Origin of the sequence: Streptomyces phaeofaciens, from assembly GCF_014648915.1 — a bacterium.
In the GTDB taxonomy this organism is placed as follows: Bacteria; Actinomycetota; Actinomycetes; order Streptomycetales; family Streptomycetaceae; genus Streptomyces; species Streptomyces phaeofaciens.
Genome location: NZ_BMSA01000062.1, coordinates 1 through 16395, shown reverse-complemented (window position 1 = coordinate 16395; position 16395 = coordinate 1). Strand labels below are relative to the sequence as shown.

Genomic DNA, 16395 nt, shown 5'->3' with positions numbered 1-16395 from the left:
CTCCACAACCTGGCCCTCACTGGATAACTCACACCCCATACGGGACAACCTCTAGCGCTGGAGGTCACAGACATAACTGGCCTGTGCTCAACCACCGCGCCCGATATGGATCGGAGATCAGCCCGAACTCGACTATTTCGCATGGCGTCGCTTGACTGTTCTTGCACTGGCGGGCGTGGCGGGCCGCGACGGACCCGTGACAAAGAGCGGCGGCTCGACGGAACCCCATGTCTGAGCCGGGCCGGAACGGGGCAGCTGGGCCACCGTTGTGTCGGCGGAGCCTGTCGGGCGGCCTTGCCTTCTTCTCCGGCCACGTGCGTGGGGAACACTCCTCAGGCACATGGCGTTTGCGAAGTCCGTGTGTGATGGGCGCGTCTGAGGAACAGCGGCGTCCGTGGCGAGAAACAGTGGCGTTTGCGAAGTCCGCCAGGCGGCCGAGCGAGTCGGGCGCCAGTGGAAGTGCACAGCCATCAGGCGGAAGGTGAACGCTGCCAGTGCCGCGCAAGTTGCCGTAGTTATGGTTAGTGTCCCCGTCAGATGTAGTGCGGCAGTCGCTCCCGCACCGGTGATCGAGGGAAGGGCGTATAGATCACTGTCCCAGCACAGAAGGGGCGGAAGTTCCCGCGCCATCGTGTTGGCCAGGATGCCTCCTCCCATGGCGGAGATGACGCCCAGCGCGGTCGAAGGGACGACGTTCATGCCGTTTACAAGGCCCTTGATTGTGCCGGTCACGCTGAACAGGCCCAGACCGACCGCGTCCAGCACCTCGAAGACATAGGGCTGTTGCTGCAGGGCTCTGCCTCGATACGCTATGTACGCTGCGGCGAGCGGGGCAAGGGGATACCCCGGATCGGTGAACGCAATCGGCGGGACGTCCAGGATCAGGTCCCGGATCAGGCTTCCGCCTAGTCCTGCGGCCTCTGCGAGGACTAGAGTCCCGAAGAGGTTGAAGTCTTTTCGTACGCTGAGATAGGCGCCTGATAACGCGCCGCCGAAGATACCAAGTAGATCGAGGAAGTACTGCAATGCCGGACTGGTCAGTTCCTGCATGAGAGTTGGCTCACTTCAGTCGTGGAGTTAGCCCTACCGCCCAAGCGCGGGCGTTGGTCCGGCCCGCGCGGGTAGCAGGCGGAAGTCACCGACCTATAGCGGTCTGCGTCAACGGGCTCCCAGGGAATGCACTTCTGGTGCCAGAACGTCAGGAACGCTGCAGCGTATGTGGAGCAGGTGTGCGTGATAGCAGGCGTCCTACGTAATCCGGCGGCAGATCCCGCCGATCGAGATGAAGCCGGTTACAAGCAGCTGAGTGATGGAGTCGACGGCCTGCGGGACGGTGTCGCCCAGCGACTTGCCTTCTGCAGTGCGTGGCCCGACATGGCAAGAAGCGGGCGATGACCAGGCTGAGCATGTAGCGGGCGCTCATGGCCTGCCGACGGGCGCCCCAGCCGCTCCAGGGTGGACATGCGTACATCTGCAGCATGACCAGCGCAGTGAGGTGGTTGGCGAGCAGTCCGGTGATCTGCTGGCGTTGAGGATCTTCCCGTTGGTGTCGGCAATGAACGGGGTGCTCATCCACCACAACCAGACGACGGGCACCGCGCCCGTCCAGACAGCGAGCGGCGGCGCGGCGGCGGGGGAGCGGCGCGGGCTCCTGCGAGCGTAGTGGTCACGGTTCCTCCGTGGACAAGGGCGAGAGGGTTGGTGGTGTGATCCCTTGGCCAGAAATACGTGTCACGATGTCCTTGCGTTCAGAGCGATGGGCGACGTGTGAGTTGCAGCGGCTGGCGTCAGTATGTTTCAGCGGGGGATGCGAGTGTTTTGGCTGTTCGGGGGCGTCACATACCTGTGCAGTTGCCACACCAATAGGTCTCTGACCCCGGATGCGGCAGTTGCATCGACAGGATCTAGTCAGCCCAAGTGAAATGCAACTATGTGACCATCTCTGATTTGATCATGTTGCTGACCTGGGATGTGGCAATTCGAGCGGGAGATGTAGCAACTTCCCTGGTAAATCTCCGAGTTCGGAGCATGTGGTCTAGTACTCCAGCCGGACTTCTCCGTTACCGCTGGTCAACGGCTTGAGTGTGAGGAGTGTAGCGGGGTGAGGTCGGGTGCGGGACGGACTTGTCGGCCCGCCCACAAACGTGTGACCGCGCCGCATGCAGTGACAGCGCTGGGCGCGTGCTTGGTGGCGACGCCTCCAGTCCGACCAGCCACCCGCTGCTCACGTCGTGGAGGGCGGTGACGGGGCTCAACTGCCAGCAGACGGCGAATTTCTGCCGGGGTGAGGTCACGAGGTCGGGTGTGTCGGTCGCATCACCCCTTTCGCGTTCCTGGACGGTCATCGCCGCGAGGAAAATGTGCGCGACCATGACGAGCGTGATGTGCCGGTACCAGCCGACGTAACGGCGGACCTCGTACTGATTCAGCCCGCACTCGTTCTTCGCGCTCAGGAAGCCCTCCTCGGTCTTCCAGCGGCAGCCCCGCGATGCGGACCAGGTCGGCGACGGTAGCGTCCAACGGCGCACTGGCCAGGTAAGGCGATTTCGTCAGGCTTGGCGATGCTGCGGCGGGCTAGCATCCACCGCTGCCGGGTGGGCTCGTCGCCGTCGAACTCCCAGACGGAGGGCAGGCGGGCCGCCGCCCAGTCGTTTTCGGTCCGGCCTGCGGTCCCGGAGTATTGCCGATGAACCCCGGCTGAGGTGATGCCCTTCTTGACGAAGCCGGTGTCGTCGATGATCAAACCACCATCTGGCGTGCCGAGCTGCTCCGCAGCATAGGTCTGCAGGTCGCCTCGGAGGCGGTCGGCGTCCCACCGGCTGTGGGACAGCAAGTGCTGGAGTCCGTCCGGGGTGGCAGGCTGGCGTACTCGGCGAGCCTGCGGTTCTTGCGGCCCACCGGGCTCAGCAGTTCGCGCACGGAGGCGTTCATACGGTCCGTACCAGGTGCCGGCCTCGGCCCATGCTGTCTCCCGCACGGTCAACTCCCCGACCTTCGAACAGTATTGCGCTTGCCTCAGTTTTTTGAGACCGTCGTATTCATGGATTTGATCGGTGACCTTGCAGCTATCCGTGTCCCTGTGCCGCAGCCCGGTGACGTCACGCCGCAGGAGCTCTACCCCGAGGCTCTCGCGGAGGCCGAACAGGCCCGCGCGGACTACGCGTTCGCCTTGGAGGCGCAGCGCGACGACCTGGACGAGGACCCTGTGCTGATCGCTCTCGGCGACGCCCGTGCGGCCCGCGAGGCCGCCGACCGCGAGATCCGCCACCTCCTGGCCTACGGACGGGAGTTCCACGGCGACCGTCCCTACAAGCTCGAACCCCTCGCCCGGGCCGCCGGCATGACCCCCTCCGGCATCCGCACCGCCTACGGCCCCGGCGAGATCCAGACCGTCGCCGACCGGATCGGCCGCACACCCGACAGCCGCCGCGCACGCCCCCCGGCTGCCCCGCCGGAGCCCTCATGACCGACCACCATGAGAGCGCTGCGACAGCCTGCGCCTGTCTGCCGGCCTGGCCCGCCCTGACAGCCGTCATCGAGGGCACCGTCCACCCGGTCGTGTCCGCGCCCGCCCACACCCCCGCCTCCGCCCTCTACCTCGCCCGCTGCACCGGATGTGGTGCCGCCTACACCGGCCCGTGGAAACGGCTCAACACCTCATCCCGCGCCGCCTGAGGGCGCCGCGCCGCGGGGCGCGACGGGCCGTCCGGACGACGCTCACCCGCGTTCCCGTCAGGTGTGGTGATCGGGTGCGGCTGACGGTGGGCGGTGCAGGAGCGGTGCGGATTCGGGGATCGCGGTGCGCCGGGCGGGGGCGGGTCGGTGGGTGATGCCGGTGTCGCGGGCGAAGCGGTTGGCCTCGAGGGCGGAGCCGGTTGTCTTGTGCAGCCAGAACACGTACGCCACAGACCTGATCTGGTCGTCGGTCAGGTGCAAGACCCACCGCTTCACCCGGTGGTCGCAACATGCGGTGCGGACCTGGTCGGTGAGACCGTCGGCGAGCGGCCGCCGCAGGCGCGCGCCGAGGCCGACGGCCTGCCACAGGGCTGCCATCTGGGACAGGCACAGCTCGATGCGCCGACGCCCCGGACCGGGGCTGTCTGCGGGCGCGGGTGGGGTGTGCCGGGGGCGGGAGGCGGCGTAGAGGAGGAGGTCGTGCCCGTCGGGCGCCAGGCGGGCCGCCCACCTCACGGGCCGGCCCTCCCATGCGGAGAGTGCCGCCCTCTCTTCCCGGTCGGCGAGTTCGAGCAGGCCGCGGTCGGCGAGATTGAGCACACGCTGCTTCACCGGCGTCAGCACCGCGTCCACCGCCCAGCCGTGCTCCGCCCTGCGCCGGCGCGCCTCCACGGTCCTCAGCAGATCGAGAGTCTTCTCCTCGGCGGCCATAGTTCCCCTCCCGCGCACACCTGTCCTGGTCCGGCTCAACAGGCGCTGGACCGTCGACGTCACGGCCGGGCCGGCTGCTGGGCTGTTACTCACTTTCGGGTGACGGCCCGGTCGGTCCTGGGGTGGCGTGGGGTGGCGGGGGCAGGGGAGCGGCCAACGCGGGCAAGGGTGCGAGGCCTGTCGTGCCGTCAACATGGTGCACATCCGGCATTCATGGATGGTGCATTCGAGAGTCACGGAAATATGGGCAACAGGTAACACACTCCATGTTTCCCCCTCAAGACCCGCACCGCGTGGACAAGCTGTGTCTGCGCGGCCGGTCCGGCCGCCACCCGCACACCGCACCTGCTCCCCTCGGCGCTTGTACAGGTCGCTTGGGGGAGGGTGCCCGTACCATCTGGGGGACTTCTTGTCCGTTTCTGCTTCTGTCTCCGCCCGCCGTCTGGTCGCCGCCGCGCTCGCAGCGGGTGCCGTGGTCTCGGCGGTGGCGCTGCCGGCCTCCGCCGCCGACCGCCGGCCCGAGCGCCCGAAGGTGGAGATCTCCGCCGTCCAGTACGACTCCCCGGGACGCGACGACCGCTCCAACCGCTCGCTGAACAAGGAGTGGGTGGAACTCACCAACACCACCCGCCGCGCGGTCAACCTCGATGGCTGGACCCTCGAGGACGAGTCCGGCCGCACCTACACCTTCGACGGCTACCGGCTGGCCGGCCGCGCCACGGTCCGCATCCACACCGGTGAGGGCCGCGACACCCGCACCGACCTCTACCAGGACCGGCGCCAGTACGTGTGGAACAACGACCACGACACCGCCACCCTGAGCAACCACCGCGGCCGCGTCATCGACGAGGAGTCCTGGGGCTACGACCACCACCACGGCGGCGGCAGCCGGCACTGACCTCGGTGCGGGGGCCGGCCGCGCGATGGTGCGGCCGGCCTGACACCCGAGAGGCGGCGCACCGTTCTGCCAGACGGTGCGCCGCTTCGTGCACGTGCTCGCCGGGCTACTGCGGTACCTGCTGGTAGCTGACCGTGGTGTCGGGGCAGGTCTCGGCCAGGCGGGCCAGGGCGTCGCGTCGGGCCCGCCTGGCGGCGCGCGGCGCCGCTGAGTGGTGTGGCTGCCGTGCCGGTCACCGGCGCCTGGACGGGCGGTACAAGGTGGCGACATGGACGAGCACTGCGGCACCGACCGCTGTCACGGCGATCCAGCGGCACACACTGTGTGCCACGGAGGCGTGTTCAGCGGGAGCGAGGAGCGCGAGAACACCCACTCCGAGCAGGGCCACCCCGACGTTGTAGGCCAGGTACGACCGGACGTACCAGTTACGCCAGGCCATCAGATGCAGCGCCTGTTCTCGGGCGTGGAGCTGCTCGACAGAAGGCACCAGCGGGCCGTGCCATTCTTCGACTTCAGCCTTGCTGTACAGGTAGTGGCGGGCCCGCAGGGCGAGCTGGATTCCTGTCACGAGCGAGATGGCCGCCACGGTCAGCGCCAGCATGGCCGGCCCCGGCCACCTGAACTGCGCGCCGTCGGCACCCGCCACCACCCCGATCGTCGCGATGGCGGCTCCGGCGAGAAGCGGAGCCGCAATGAACTGGGTCGCTTCGGCAGCGGCCCGCGTACCCCCCGGGGCGAGCCCGCGCCATCGCACCGGCTCATCGGGATCGGTCAAGACGTCCTCCGTCCTCACCGCCAGACGGCTCGTGACGACCAGGGCGGACAAGCGGGCATGCAGGGGAAGAGCGGCCGGGAAGACCGCCGACGCCTGTCCCAGGACACGCGTCGGCGGTCTCCCGCGCCCGACCACGCCTACTGCGGCGCCTGCTCGTATGTGACGGTGGTGTCGGGGCAGGTCTCCGCGAGGCGGGTGAGGGCGTCGCGTTCGGCCGGGTCGGCGGGCAGCTGCCAGCGCAGTTTCGTGGCCACCCACGCCCCGGTGTACTCGCACCGGAACGCCTCGACGGGCAGCCAGTCGGCTGGGTCCTTGTCGCTCTTGGAGCGGTTGGAGCTGCCCGAGACCGCGATCAGCGAGGCCGGTGCCCCTTGGTCGTTGGCGTATGCCTCGCGGCGGGCGGCCGTCCAGGTCGAGGCGCCGGAGTCCCAGGCCTCGGCCAGCGGGACCATGTGGTCGACGTCCAGGGAGGACGCCGACGTCACCCACGTCTGGTCGTACTCGGAGAACCAGCGGCCCCCCGACAGCGCGCACCGCGCGCCGACCTCCGGGCCCTGCTTCGCCTCCGCGAGGATCACCTCCCGGCGGGTGTCACACCCGTCCGTCGGGTTCAGGCCCCGGTTCCAGTGCTTGAACAGCTCCCGGCTGTAGCCGTCCCGCCTCTCGGGGGCTTCGCCGAGCCACTCCAGGGCCTGGAACAGCGGCACGTCCTGGGCGGCCTGCGGGGCGCGCGCGGCGACGGCCCCGGCCGGCTGGGTGGTGGGTCGCAGGGGTGCGGCCGTGGCGGGGGCCGCGAGCGGCACCGTCGAGAGGGCCAGGACGGGCGCGAGGGACAGCAGCTTCTTGATCACATCCCGGGTTGTAGCGCCTGCGGCCGGATCCGGGCGGGTGGCGGGGCCTGGACTCGTCCGACCGGGCGCGGGAAGTTCACCTGCAGAAACGCCACAGCGGCGTCGGGGCGGGACGTCGCGAGGGCGTTTTCCGGGCCGTCGTTCGTCGCGGGCCCGTGCGGACAGCCGGCAGGCGTCGTCGAGGCGGAGGCCGGACGGCCCGAGCGCGGCCGTTTCCCGGTCGGTTACTGGCTGGGGTGGACGGCCTGCAGCTGGTGCCCGCGTACGCCTTGGGTGTCAGCGTGAGCAGAAACCGGCCGCTCAGGTGTGCGACTGAGGGGCGGGCCGCGTGGACGGCGGCCCAGGAGTGCCCGAACCGCAGCAATCCGGTGGCGGTGACCGCGGCATCGGTATCGAACGCCGCGATCCGGATGAACCGCAGCCCCTTGACGTAGCCGAGCAGTTCGGCGTCGCTGGCCGTCAGCGACAGTACCGGCGCTCCGCCGGAGGCCTGCACGTAGAACGCGGCGACCGTCTCGTTGAACGGATCCTTCGGGTCGTACAGCGCCGCAGCGGTCGTGTGGTCCAGGACAACCGAGATCGCCGCCACTACGCGGCCGGCTGCGACCCGTGGTGCGCCCCGCCCAGGCGCTCCAGCAGCGCGCGGGCCTTCGCCTCGGCCTCCACGCTGGACGCCAGCCCCAGCGCGGCGGTGAGCTCCGCGCGGGCCAGCTCGGCACGCTCGGCGTACTCGGCCCTGGTCGGCGTGTCCTGTAGAGGAACGCCGGTGCACCCCACCGGCGCGCGTCCCGAGAAGGAGAGCGGGGCGTCTGCCGGGCCGCCGCGCTCGCCCCACTGGTCCGCCTTCCCATCGGAGGAGCCGCCCGGAACGGCCTGCCCGTGAAGGGCCCGGCCGTGTCAGGCGCGCGGCCGGGCGCCGGAGAGCTGTGGCATGTGGAAGGCTGCCGCCAGCCGCCCCCGGGGCCTGCACGGCCCCCGGGTACGCCGAGCAGAGGGGCCCTTTGGACAGCCCACCCTCCGCCGCCAGCCTGGAGCGCGGCCGGTACTGCCCTTTTCGAGGGCTGCCGCCAGCAGGTGGCAGCGCCGTGGTGACGACGGTGGTGCCGTGGCTCGACTCGGGGATGGGGGTGCCGGGGAGGACAGGACCAAGGGCCGGCACGTACGGCACGGGCTCCGTCCAGTTCCGGCGAGAACACATGTGCCGCACCGTACGGCCCGGGCGGCATCTGCTCCGCGGCGCAGCTGTATGGCGCCTGGCACGTGTACGGGCCCCGCGGACGATCGCCGCAGCGGTCAGCGGCTGGTTGCGGAGGTGATGGCGCCGCGGATGACCGTGTCCACGGAGCGCACGGTGGTCAGCTCGTAGTAGTAGCGTGCGGCTTGCGGGGTGTTCCCGCAGTACACCGGCGACGATCTGTGCGGCCTGGCCGTACAGCCGGCGCAGCCAGTCCCGGGTGGCGTTCTGCTGGTCGAACTCGTTGGATGCCTCGTCCCAGGTGCACATGCCGCGGGCCGCATCCTCCAGCAGATCCCAGTGCTCTTCCTGGGCGGCGTGGCGGGCGACGCCGCGAAGCCACGCGATGGCTCTCTTGGATTCGTTCCAGTGGGTCCAGCCGGTGCCGTCGCCCTGGACATGCCCGGTCATCGCCTGGACCAGGGTGAGGGCCGGTTCGGTGTTCGCGAGCAGGAGCGGTGCGGCGAGGTCCATGTCCAGGTGCGGCAGGGCGTCCAGGTACAGCTCGTAGTTGCCGCTGTGGTCGGCAGCCAGCGCGAGCAGCCGGCTTGCTGCCGCGGTGTCCCCGTCCTGGCTTCCCGTACGAGCTGCTGGGCCCGCGTGATGGGCAGCTCTGGGGGCGAGGCCATCTCGCGCTCGACCAGGTCGAGGAATTCGGCGATGGTCCGCGGGCGGTTCGACGGCTCGTGGAAGGTGCACTGCCTCGCGACCGCACGCCACGGGCTGCCGTGCGGCGGCAGCAGGGGCACGTTCGCCTCGGGTTCCGACCATGTGACCCCAGACCGGATGCCGCCCACTGACATGCGTGTGGGGGGCGGTGTTCCCCCAGAACGCCGCCCCCCACACGTAGTGCCCGGTACCCACGCCAGACCGGGGTAGCCGGCACCCGGGAGCTTAGAGGACGAACGGATCCAGCACAGCACCGGCATCGTCCACGCGGGCCCGGTCGGCGAGTTGGGCCAGGACCTGCTCGGGGGACAAGCCGGCCCGGCCCGCCACGACCGCGCGCAGCTGGCGGCTGGCGTCCGCCGACAGCCACACCCGCGCCCGCAGCTCGTCCCGTGCGCCCTGCCGTTCCTGCCCCCACATGGCCCGCCGCAGTGCAGCGCCCTGCCGTCGCTCCTCGCGCTCGTCCGCCCACGCGGCGCCCTCGCCGTCCTCGGCGGGGTCATAGACGGCCCGGCCGGTGGTGCTCATCCAGGCGGCGACGCGCCGCCACTCGGCATGCCGGACCGCCCATACCTCGCCAGGTGCTCGGGGTCACCGTCGTACGGTTCCCGGCCGGCGGGCGCGGCCGCCGGCTGCCGGCGGGTCTCGCGCTCACGCCGCGCAGCCTCGCCTGCTTCGTCCGCGACCTGCCCGGCGGTCAGTCCGTGGCGGCCCTGGCGGCGGACCGTGTCCCAGGCGAGATCCTCAGCGCTCCACATCCCGGCCTCACGCAGCCCAGTCGAGACCGAGAGCGGCAAGGCGGGCGAGCCGGTCCGCGCTCAGCCCGGCCCTGCGCCCCTTCACATTCATCACCCCCACACCCAATTTCACAGCGTGTTCCTGACCGTCGACCACGACGGTTTCCACGTGAGCCCCGGGCACCGCCACATGCTCCGGCGACTTTTCCGGCAGGGCGCGTCCGGCAGCACGCCGAGCTGTCGAGCGCACCTGGTTCTCAGTGTGTCCCGTGCCGTCTGTGGCGGGGGGTGGAGGGCGGTGGAGGGGGAGTGTCGTGTTGCCGGGCGAGTTTGTGCAGGAGGCGGGCGCGGCCGTCCTCGACGGTCCGGTCTTCGGTGAGCACTTTGCTGAACGTTTTCATGACGGCGTCCGCGCCGACCGGCTGGGCGGGGTGTGTGTCCTGGCCGGGCTGGTGGGTGCCGGGGTGGTCGGGCCGGGCGGATGCCGGTGCGGACGGGGGCCGTGTGGGGGGCTGGCGGCGTGCCGGGTGCGGGGTGGCTTCCGCGCGGGCGTTGTCCAGGAGCTGGCTGAAGCGTCTGACGTCGCCTCCGAGGATGCGGACGAAGGTCTCCAGGACGTCCTGGGGCGGCAGGACGGTGGCCTCGAGGATGGAGGCGACGGTGCCGGTGCTCAGCAGCCACCGGCTGGCGACCGCGACGTCGTTCGGCGCGGGGCGTCCCGCGCGCAGGTGCAGCGTGCGGACCGCGGTGCGCAGCTGCTCGGCCGCGGGCAGGGGCGGCTCGTCCGCGTCCACAGGGGCCGGTGCCCGGTTCCTCTCGCTGAGCTTTTCCGACTCCCAGACGGTCCGCAGGACTTCCGGGTCGGCCCCGCAGGCCTGGGCGAACTTGCGGGTGAGGGTCCAGGTCGGCACCCGTTCGCCGGACAGCATCCGGGACAGATAGGAGGCGGAGCACCCGATGCGGCTGCTCACCTCCTTGTTCGAGAGCTGGGCGGTGCGGATCAGCATGGACAGGATCGGGGCGAGACGGTTGAACGCCGCTCCCGACGGTTCGCTCGGGGTGGTCTGGTCAGGGCCGCGTTCGGGGCCCGGATCGCCTGCTTCGCCCGCGGTGTCGCTGCCGGAGGCGGCATCGCCCGGGGGCTCGGCGATGTGCCCGGCGGTGGCGGTGAAGAGACCGGCGAGGGAGGGGAGTGTGGCTTCGGAGCGGTTGAAGCGGGCGAGACGGCGCGTGATGTACCGCTCGGTGTAGCGGTGGCGGGCGGTGTCCTCACTGACGCGCAGGATGGAGCTGATGGTGGCCCACGTGACGCGCCGGTAGCGGGCCCGGCCGACGACCGCTGCCGTCAGGCCGTCGAGCTGCTCGTGCAGTTGGGCGATCCGCCGCAGGGGCTCTTCCCCATCGGCGGTGGGCATGAGCCGCGCGAGATCGCGCGCACCGTCCTGTATGTCCTTCGCGATCTCCGTGAGGATCACTTCCCCCGCGGCCGGCCCGGGTGCCGCAGGGCGGGGTGCAGGGCAGCTGCGCGGCAACGGCCGCGGCTCGGGGAGCGTCGGTGCCGGTGCGGGCTGCGCGGTGGTGGAGCGGGGTGCGGTGTGGTCGAGCAGACGGCGGCGGTGGGCGGCCTGGCGGCAGGCGTCCCCGCAGTACTTCCGGGGCCGGCCTCTTCCCGGCCCCGCGGTGAGAGCGGAACCGCAGAACTCACATGTGTCACTCACGGTGCTTCCATCCCGTAACGAAAAGGGTTCAGAGGGGGGTTTCCGGCGTTGATACAGCCGAACTTCCCCGGGTTTCGTCACACGCGGCGGACTGAGCCCGGTGACGGGCGGGCTCAGTCCGCCTGGGGCGGGGAGAGGAGTCCCGGTGGCCCGGGACTCCTGCCGCCCTGTGCCTGTCAGCGCCGGTGACGGCGCAGACGCAGGACCCTGAACGCGGCGCCGGAAAGCACACCGCCGAAGGCATATACGGCTTCCTGGGAGACCGTTACCTGAACGGACGGCCGGAAAATCAGCACGTACCCGATGAACAAGATGCCGATGAACGCACCGACTGAGTGCGTGACAAACCGGTTCACGTAACGAAAGATTTCGTTACGGCCATTACGCTTGTCATGAGTGAAGCGGCCTGAAGGCCGTTTAGCTCGGCGACGCCGGGGGGTAGGTCGCCCCATAGGGCACTCCTCTGTGTAGTCGACGGCGTGCGGGACTTCGAACAGGGTTTGGTAGACGCAGTGCGAGGTCCCGCACGCACCTGAGGGTGGAGCTACCGACACACAGTGCGATAGGCTAATCACCCATTTGGCGCACTCTAGGTCAAAATCCGGGTTGCCCCAGGACGGACGACTTTCGTTCCGGTCACAGCCGAAATCTGCCTGACTTCCGTTGCTCAGCGTGTCAGCCATGGCCTGATTCTTTCGCGTAAAAACATCTGTCAATTTCCGACACATGACGCCAGGGTGGAATCATGAAGGGCAAGAAACTTGCCCTTGACTGAAGTCGCACGGCCAGAGTCGGTCTCAATGCGGTCGCCGGGCGGCAGTAACACGATCCGCAGCTTGCAATTTCATGTCACGCATGAAGCCCGTCACGATCAGCGCTGCGACGGCGTGCCAGCCTGGATGGTTGCCGGCATGTGTGGGCAGTGCACTGCCCACAGGCGGTCTGCTCTGGCCGGTATCGGTGAGGGCCTTCTCGGGAGCGGGAATTCAGGCGCTGCGCGGTCGGTGCCGCGGCCTGTCGGCGCGAGCTCGCACCCGGCCGCGGGAGTGCCGACGGCCCGTGCGGAGCTGCGCCGCCGGGCCCGGGCGGGGGAGTGCGGTCGGTGAACCGGCGTCCGGAGTACCTGATCGTGCGGGAGGAGGAGTTCCTCGCCCGCATCCGACACGCGATCCGGGGACCGGGGCGAGGCGCTCTCGGTGCGCGAGCTGGCGCGGGAGGTCGGGATGACCAGTCCCGCGTCCGTCGTCTACCACCTGAGGAACCTGGAGACGCGCGGCGCCCTGGTGCGTGACGGCCGCGGCTGGCGGACCTGCCGCCTGCTCCGCTAGCCGAAGCCACATGCCCGATGCACGTCAGTTTCCATCATCAGGACACCGGGAAGTTTCCTGTCTTGGTTGAGGACTTGGAGCTCCAGGAGGGGGACCTGGATCTGGGTCTGGCGGGTCTGGGTGAGCTGGCCAGCCTGTACATCACCGCCGGTGGTCACCTGCCAGTCGTTCGTCAAGGCGGATGTCGCGGTGATCCGGTAGCGGCCCCAGGCCTGGTTGGCGGAAGTCCGGTTGTAGGTGTGCCGTAGGTCGGCGAGTCCGTCTTGCCTGAGGCCGTCGTGTAAGGGGTGCCGGAGCCAGCACGCATCACGACAGCGCTGTTGCCCGTCGGCCACACGATTCCCGAGACCTTCGCGGTTGCCGTGACGGAGTGCACCTCTCCCATAGCGCATGGCCCCCGTGTTACGCCAACCGGTCTGTCAGCTACGGGGAGTTGTGCTACGTTCCGAGCAATCTCAGTTCGAGCGCAATGCTCGGACTGTCCGCTCCCTGGGCGGCCCGGCGCAATGCTGGGGTGCCAGGAAGGCCTTCGCGAAGCCGGTGATGCCCCCGACACAGGGCGGCCGGGGGAGCGGTGGTAAAACCCGCAGGGCCTTGCCCTGCATGCTGTGCCGCAGTAAGCCAGCTCGGGCTTAGCCGAGCGCCTGAACTCTTGGTGTCGGCAGGAAGTCAGTTCTGTCCACGTACTTGGTGGTCGAACTGCACTTGCCGTGCGCATCGGTTTGACCATCCACAAGGGAAGGGTCATGACCGGTGGGCGACGCTGCCGTTCTTACTGTCCTCGCTGGAGCAGGCGTGGTATCGGTTCTCCTCTTCGCCGTCAAAGGCATCCTTGATCAGCTGCCAGAGGTCTTTCGTTCTTTGCATCGAGCCCGAAAAGCATGGCAAGAGGAGCCTCCCAACGAGGACTAGGAACGCCGGATCCAGCCCCTGCGGTCAGGCCTCACTCTTGACCGCAGGGGAAACCCGGGAACGTTCGGAGCGTGCGGGCAAGGGCGCTATGCACCGTCCAGAGGCACCCGTGCGTCGGCGATGCGCGAGATCCAGTGGATGCGCTGACGTGACGGCAGTCGGCTGTAGGTCAGGGTGCGCAGCCCCGGGCCTTCGGTGAGGTGATAGGGCGCGATGGTCCACAGAGCGTCCCGGCCGGCGACCGGCTCGACCGGGCAGCCGGTCAGCAGCAGGTCCCACCGGTCGGTGGTGCCGTTGTCGCGGTCGTCCTCCACTGTCACGCTGGCGACGGCCCGGTGAGGGAGTTCCCGGCCGCTTTCACGGGCGGCGTGGTTGTCCGCGAGCTGCTTGATGGTGAAATCCCGCTGGAGATAGAGCTCAGGGCTTCTGCCGCCCGGATCCACCAGGAACACCCCTGCGCGAACGGGCCTGTTGTCGTTGTCTGCCACAACCAGGTCGCCCTCGCACCGAACCTGCACCCGCCGCTGACTGAGGTTCTGCACGACCGCGATCTGCTGGAGTACCAGCCGGTTGGAGCCGTCCTGCTGCTCGGGAAAGTGCCATGTCTGCCCTGGAGGCCAGCTGCCGCAGGGCATCCCCGTGGAGTTCCACGCTTGCGGCTCCCAGATCGGATCGTCGAGGGCGAGCGTGACCTCCGGAGCCTGGGAGTCCAGACGGCTGCGGATCGAGTCCGCTGCCATCTGCCGGGTGATCCTCAGCGAAGCGCGGGTGAGGACCGACTGCCACGCCACAACGAAGAGGGCCAGCATGGTGCCGAGCGCCCCGACGGCGGTCCAGAAGGTCTCCGACCTGAGTGTCTCTGACATAGTGCAGATTGTGTCCCTCACCGGCCGCGCCGGAAGGAGCGGGTCCCAGGTACCTATCGGCACCATGACCCTGCGCATCCCCGGCGAGCTGGCGCCGTTCCTTCATCGGCTGCCCGTGACGGAACTGGCTCTGCTGACCGGTCAGCTGCGGGTGCTGGTGAAGCGTGCGGTCGGCCCCCAGCCCTCCAGGGCGGGCGTCATGCACCACGTGCACAGCGGGCTGCCGCCGTGGCCGTACTTGTGTGTCTTGCGCTGGCATACGGCGCAGGGCCCGACGTGGCTGCCCAGGCAGACGAAGGCGGACGGGTCAGGGTCTGAGAGCGAGGGTGGGGGAGTGTTCATCGTGTAGTCCTTGCGGCGGGGGACGGTGGTGGGAGGCCGGGGTGGTGCCGCGGGGTAAGTCGATGATGTGGAGCTCTACGTCGGGCTGGCAGTGGGTGCAGGACTGCAGTCCGGCGGTGAGGAGGCGGCGTGCTTCGTCGCGGTCGACGGGGCGGCGCCGGTTGCCGGTCATGTGGCAGTCGCCTGCGTGGACCCGGACGGGTGGGCGGCTGATGCCGATGCCGAGTTCGACGGTCCACTCCGGCTGTCGGGGCCGGTTGCGGCGTCCCCGCTCCTGCTCGGCCTGTTGCTGCCGGACGGCGGTGATCTTGGCGTCGATACGTGCCAGCCACATGGCGTGCCACACCCGCAGGGTGTGCAGGCGGTCCAGATCGGGCGGCAGGTCATCGAACATATTTTTGATTCTATGCTCATGATCCACGCCTCGCGCCCTTGAGTGTTCGATTTTTTGTTCGATACGGTGGGGGCTGGGAGGTGGCTGTGATGACCACGCGGACAGAGCCGGAGGGGGCGTCGGTGCTGCATGTGCGCTGCCCGGACCGGCTGCCGGAGGAGACCTACCGGCAGGTCCTGGAGCTGCTGGCCGGCCTGTCGCCCGTCGTCCAGGCGCTGCCGCCCACCGCGGCGCTGGTGGAGCTGAAGGGGGCACTGCGCTATCACGGTGCCGACGCCCGCCGTCTGGGCGAGATCCTGCGCGTGCGGGCCCTGTCCCGGCTGGGCACCGACGTCCGCGTCGGCATCGGCCCCACGGTCACCGTGGCGGCCACCGCCTCCGCCCGGATCCCGCCGCCCGGCGGTGTCCTTGCCGTCGGCCCCGACCAGGTCGCCGCCTGGCTCGGCCCGCTGCCGGTCGAGGCCCTGCACGGCATCGGCCCCCGCCAGGCCGCCGTCCTGCGCGACTACGGCATCCACCGGGTCGGCCTGCTCGCCGCCGTCGCGCCCGCCACCGTCCAGCGCCTCCTCGGCGGCCGCGCCGGCCGCCTGGCCGCCGACCGGGCCCGCGGCATCGACCCCAGGCCCGTCGTCCCGCGCGCCCTGCCCGCCACCGCCACCGTGCGCCACGCCTTCCCCCGCCACACCCTGGACGGTACCCACGTCCGCGCCGCCCTCCTCAAGACCGTCGTGGACCTGGGGCGGCTGCTGCGCCACCGCGGGCAGGCGGCCCGCGCGCTCACCCTGACACTCCGGTTCGCCGGCACCGGCACCGGCACCTGGGACAGGACCGGCCGCCTGAAAGAGCCGTCCGCGCACGACGAGGACCTCCTGCTGCTCGCCTACCGGCTGATGGACGCCGCCGCCCTGCAACGCGGCCGGCTCACCGGCCTCGCCCTCAGGGGCGAGGACCTCATCGACGCCGACCGCGTGGCCCGCCAGATCAGCCTCGACGACGCCCGCGAGGCACGCCTGGTCGCCGAAGCGGCCGTCGACCGCGTCCGCGACAAGTTCGGCCCCGGCGTCATCGGCCCCGCCACCGTCTTCCGCCACGCCTCCTGACGTACCACGGCGGCCGCTCCGGCAAGCTGATCACTCAGGGACGGGGAAAGGCCAGGCAGCGCCATGTCCTTGTCGTCCTTGACATGTGAGCGGCCTTCTTCGCGGTCGGGAGGAAGTCGTACGCCCCGTGGCATGGAGACGCGCTCGGGGTTGAGGAACCGCTCGAAGATCAGGCCGTGCGGGAT

General features: G+C 69.8%; 16 protein-coding genes and 3 pseudogenes. 6 read left to right on the top strand and 13 right to left on the bottom strand.

The genetic code is table 11. The features are described 5' to 3' along the window. Positions 1–132: 132 nt before the first annotated feature. On the bottom strand, positions 133–1050 hold the full coding sequence (locus tag IE275_RS44760; RefSeq protein WP_189718454.1) for a trimeric intracellular cation channel family protein: 918 nt from the start codon (positions 1048–1050) through the stop codon (positions 133–135). Positions 1051–1495: 445 nt separating this feature from the next. On the opposite strand from IE275_RS44760, the gene IE275_RS44755 reads away from it, so the two are divergent. Further along, positions 1496–1663 carry a hypothetical protein gene (locus IE275_RS44755; RefSeq protein ID WP_189718453.1) on the top strand — a complete coding sequence of 56 codons (168 nt, stop codon included), beginning with the start codon at positions 1496–1498 and terminating at the stop codon, positions 1661–1663. Positions 1664–2347: 684 nt separating this feature from the next. On the opposite strand, the pseudogene IE275_RS47515 reads toward IE275_RS44755, so the two are convergent. Together IE275_RS47515 and IE275_RS47510 are read right to left on the bottom strand one after the other, a co-directional pair. Then, a pseudogene (locus tag IE275_RS47515) lies at positions 2348–2462 on the bottom strand (IS701 family transposase); the annotation flags it as partial. A 188-nt stretch (positions 2463–2650) separates the two neighbouring features. Further along, positions 2651–2854: pseudogene (locus IE275_RS47510) on the bottom strand (transposase); the annotation flags it as partial. A gap of 225 nt (positions 2855–3079) precedes the next feature. On the opposite strand from IE275_RS47510, the gene IE275_RS44745 reads away from it, so the two are divergent. Continuing rightward, complete coding sequence (locus tag IE275_RS44745) at positions 3080–3466, top strand: hypothetical protein (protein ID WP_189718452.1); 387 nt, start codon at positions 3080–3082, stop codon at positions 3464–3466. Beyond that, positions 3463–3675 carry a hypothetical protein gene (locus IE275_RS44740; protein WP_189718451.1) on the top strand — a complete coding sequence of 71 codons (213 nt, stop codon included), beginning with the start codon at positions 3463–3465 and terminating at the stop codon, positions 3673–3675. Before IE275_RS44745 ends, IE275_RS44740 begins: the two co-directional genes overlap by 4 nt. 57 nt (positions 3676–3732) lie before the next feature. Here the strand turns inward: IE275_RS44740 and IE275_RS44735 are convergent, their stop codons facing one another. Beyond that, positions 3733–4386, bottom strand: coding sequence for a DUF6417 family protein (locus tag IE275_RS44735; protein WP_229871386.1), 654 nt, complete (start codon positions 4384–4386; stop codon positions 3733–3735). Positions 4387–4795: 409 nt separating this feature from the next. On the opposite strand from IE275_RS44735, the gene IE275_RS44730 reads away from it, so the two are divergent. Continuing rightward, the gene (locus IE275_RS44730) at positions 4796–5284 is read left to right on the top strand and encodes a lamin tail domain-containing protein (protein ID WP_229871384.1); all 489 of its coding nucleotides are present in this window, start codon (positions 4796–4798) and stop codon (positions 5282–5284) included. A 232-nt stretch (positions 5285–5516) separates the two neighbouring features. Here IE275_RS44730 and IE275_RS44725 read toward each other — a convergent pair whose 3' ends face one another. The 7 genes from IE275_RS44725 to IE275_RS44695 all read right to left on the bottom strand — a co-directional run bounded on the left by IE275_RS44725 (position 5517) and on the right by IE275_RS44695 (position 11624). Further along, entirely contained in the window at positions 5517–6059 is a 543-nt protein-coding gene (locus IE275_RS44725) for a hypothetical protein (RefSeq protein WP_189718450.1), read from the bottom strand. Positions 6060–6196: 137 nt separating this feature from the next. Next, positions 6197–6910 carry an HNH endonuclease family protein gene (locus tag IE275_RS44720; RefSeq protein WP_229871382.1) on the bottom strand — a complete coding sequence of 238 codons (714 nt, stop codon included), beginning with the start codon at positions 6908–6910 and terminating at the stop codon, positions 6197–6199. Between the two features lie 76 nt (positions 6911–6986). After that, positions 6987–7499 carry a PIN domain-containing protein gene (locus IE275_RS44715; protein WP_229871381.1) on the bottom strand — a complete coding sequence of 171 codons (513 nt, stop codon included), beginning with the start codon at positions 7497–7499 and terminating at the stop codon, positions 6987–6989. Continuing rightward, the gene (locus IE275_RS44710) at positions 7499–7687 is read right to left on the bottom strand and encodes a hypothetical protein (RefSeq protein WP_189718458.1); all 189 of its coding nucleotides are present in this window, start codon (positions 7685–7687) and stop codon (positions 7499–7501) included. Before IE275_RS44710 ends, IE275_RS44715 begins: the two co-directional genes overlap by 1 nt. 1351 nt (positions 7688–9038) lie before the next feature. Further along, the gene (locus IE275_RS46635) at positions 9039–9341 is read right to left on the bottom strand and encodes a hypothetical protein (protein ID WP_229871380.1); all 303 of its coding nucleotides are present in this window, start codon (positions 9339–9341) and stop codon (positions 9039–9041) included. Positions 9342–9807: 466 nt separating this feature from the next. Next, the gene (locus IE275_RS44700) at positions 9808–11268 is read right to left on the bottom strand and encodes a helix-turn-helix domain-containing protein (RefSeq protein ID WP_189718449.1); all 1461 of its coding nucleotides are present in this window, start codon (positions 11266–11268) and stop codon (positions 9808–9810) included. A 176-nt stretch (positions 11269–11444) separates the two neighbouring features. Then, positions 11445–11624, bottom strand: coding sequence for a hypothetical protein (locus IE275_RS44695; RefSeq protein WP_189718448.1), 180 nt, complete (start codon positions 11622–11624; stop codon positions 11445–11447). Between the two features lie 834 nt (positions 11625–12458). On the opposite strand from IE275_RS44695, the pseudogene IE275_RS44690 reads away from it, so the two are divergent. Beyond that, positions 12459–12596 (top strand): annotated as a pseudogene (locus tag IE275_RS44690) (LexA family protein); the annotation flags it as partial. A gap of 998 nt (positions 12597–13594) precedes the next feature. Here IE275_RS44690 and IE275_RS44685 read toward each other — a convergent pair. Together IE275_RS44685 and IE275_RS44680 are read right to left on the bottom strand one after the other, a co-directional pair. Continuing rightward, on the bottom strand, positions 13595–14374 hold the full coding sequence (locus IE275_RS44685; protein ID WP_189718446.1) for a hypothetical protein: 780 nt from the start codon (positions 14372–14374) through the stop codon (positions 13595–13597). A 307-nt stretch (positions 14375–14681) separates the two neighbouring features. After that, positions 14682–15110, bottom strand: coding sequence for a DUF6233 domain-containing protein (locus tag IE275_RS44680; RefSeq protein ID WP_229871378.1), 429 nt, complete (start codon positions 15108–15110; stop codon positions 14682–14684). 89 nt (positions 15111–15199) lie between these two features. Here IE275_RS44680 and IE275_RS44675 point away from each other — a divergent pair, with 89 nt between their 5' ends. Continuing rightward, positions 15200–16210: a DNA polymerase Y family protein gene (locus tag IE275_RS44675; RefSeq protein WP_189718445.1), complete on the top strand. Its 1011-nt coding sequence runs from the start codon at positions 15200–15202 to the stop codon at positions 16208–16210. Positions 16211–16395: the final 185 nt, after the last annotated feature.

Bases quoted from the DNA above. Each gene is read 5' to 3' on its own strand.
- IE275_RS44760 (WP_189718454.1), bottom strand. From the start codon at position 1,050: ATGCAGGAACTGACCAGTCCGGCATTGCAGTACTTCCTCGATCTACTT.
- IE275_RS44740 (WP_189718451.1), top strand. From the start codon at position 3,463: ATGACCGACCACCATGAGAGCGCTGCGACAGCCTGCGCCTGTCTGCCG.
- IE275_RS44735 (WP_229871386.1), bottom strand. From the start codon at position 4,386: ATGGCCGCCGAGGAGAAGACTCTCGATCTGCTGAGGACCGTGGAGGCG.
- IE275_RS46635 (WP_229871380.1), bottom strand. From the start codon at position 9,341: ATGAGCACCACCGGCCGGGCCGTCTATGACCCCGCCGAGGACGGCGAG.
- IE275_RS44685 (WP_189718446.1), bottom strand. From the start codon at position 14,374: ATGTCAGAGACACTCAGGTCGGAGACCTTCTGGACCGCCGTCGGGGCG.
- IE275_RS44680 (WP_229871378.1), bottom strand. From the start codon at position 15,110: ATGTTCGATGACCTGCCGCCCGATCTGGACCGCCTGCACACCCTGCGG.
- IE275_RS44675 (WP_189718445.1), top strand. From the start codon at position 15,200: ATGACCACGCGGACAGAGCCGGAGGGGGCGTCGGTGCTGCATGTGCGC.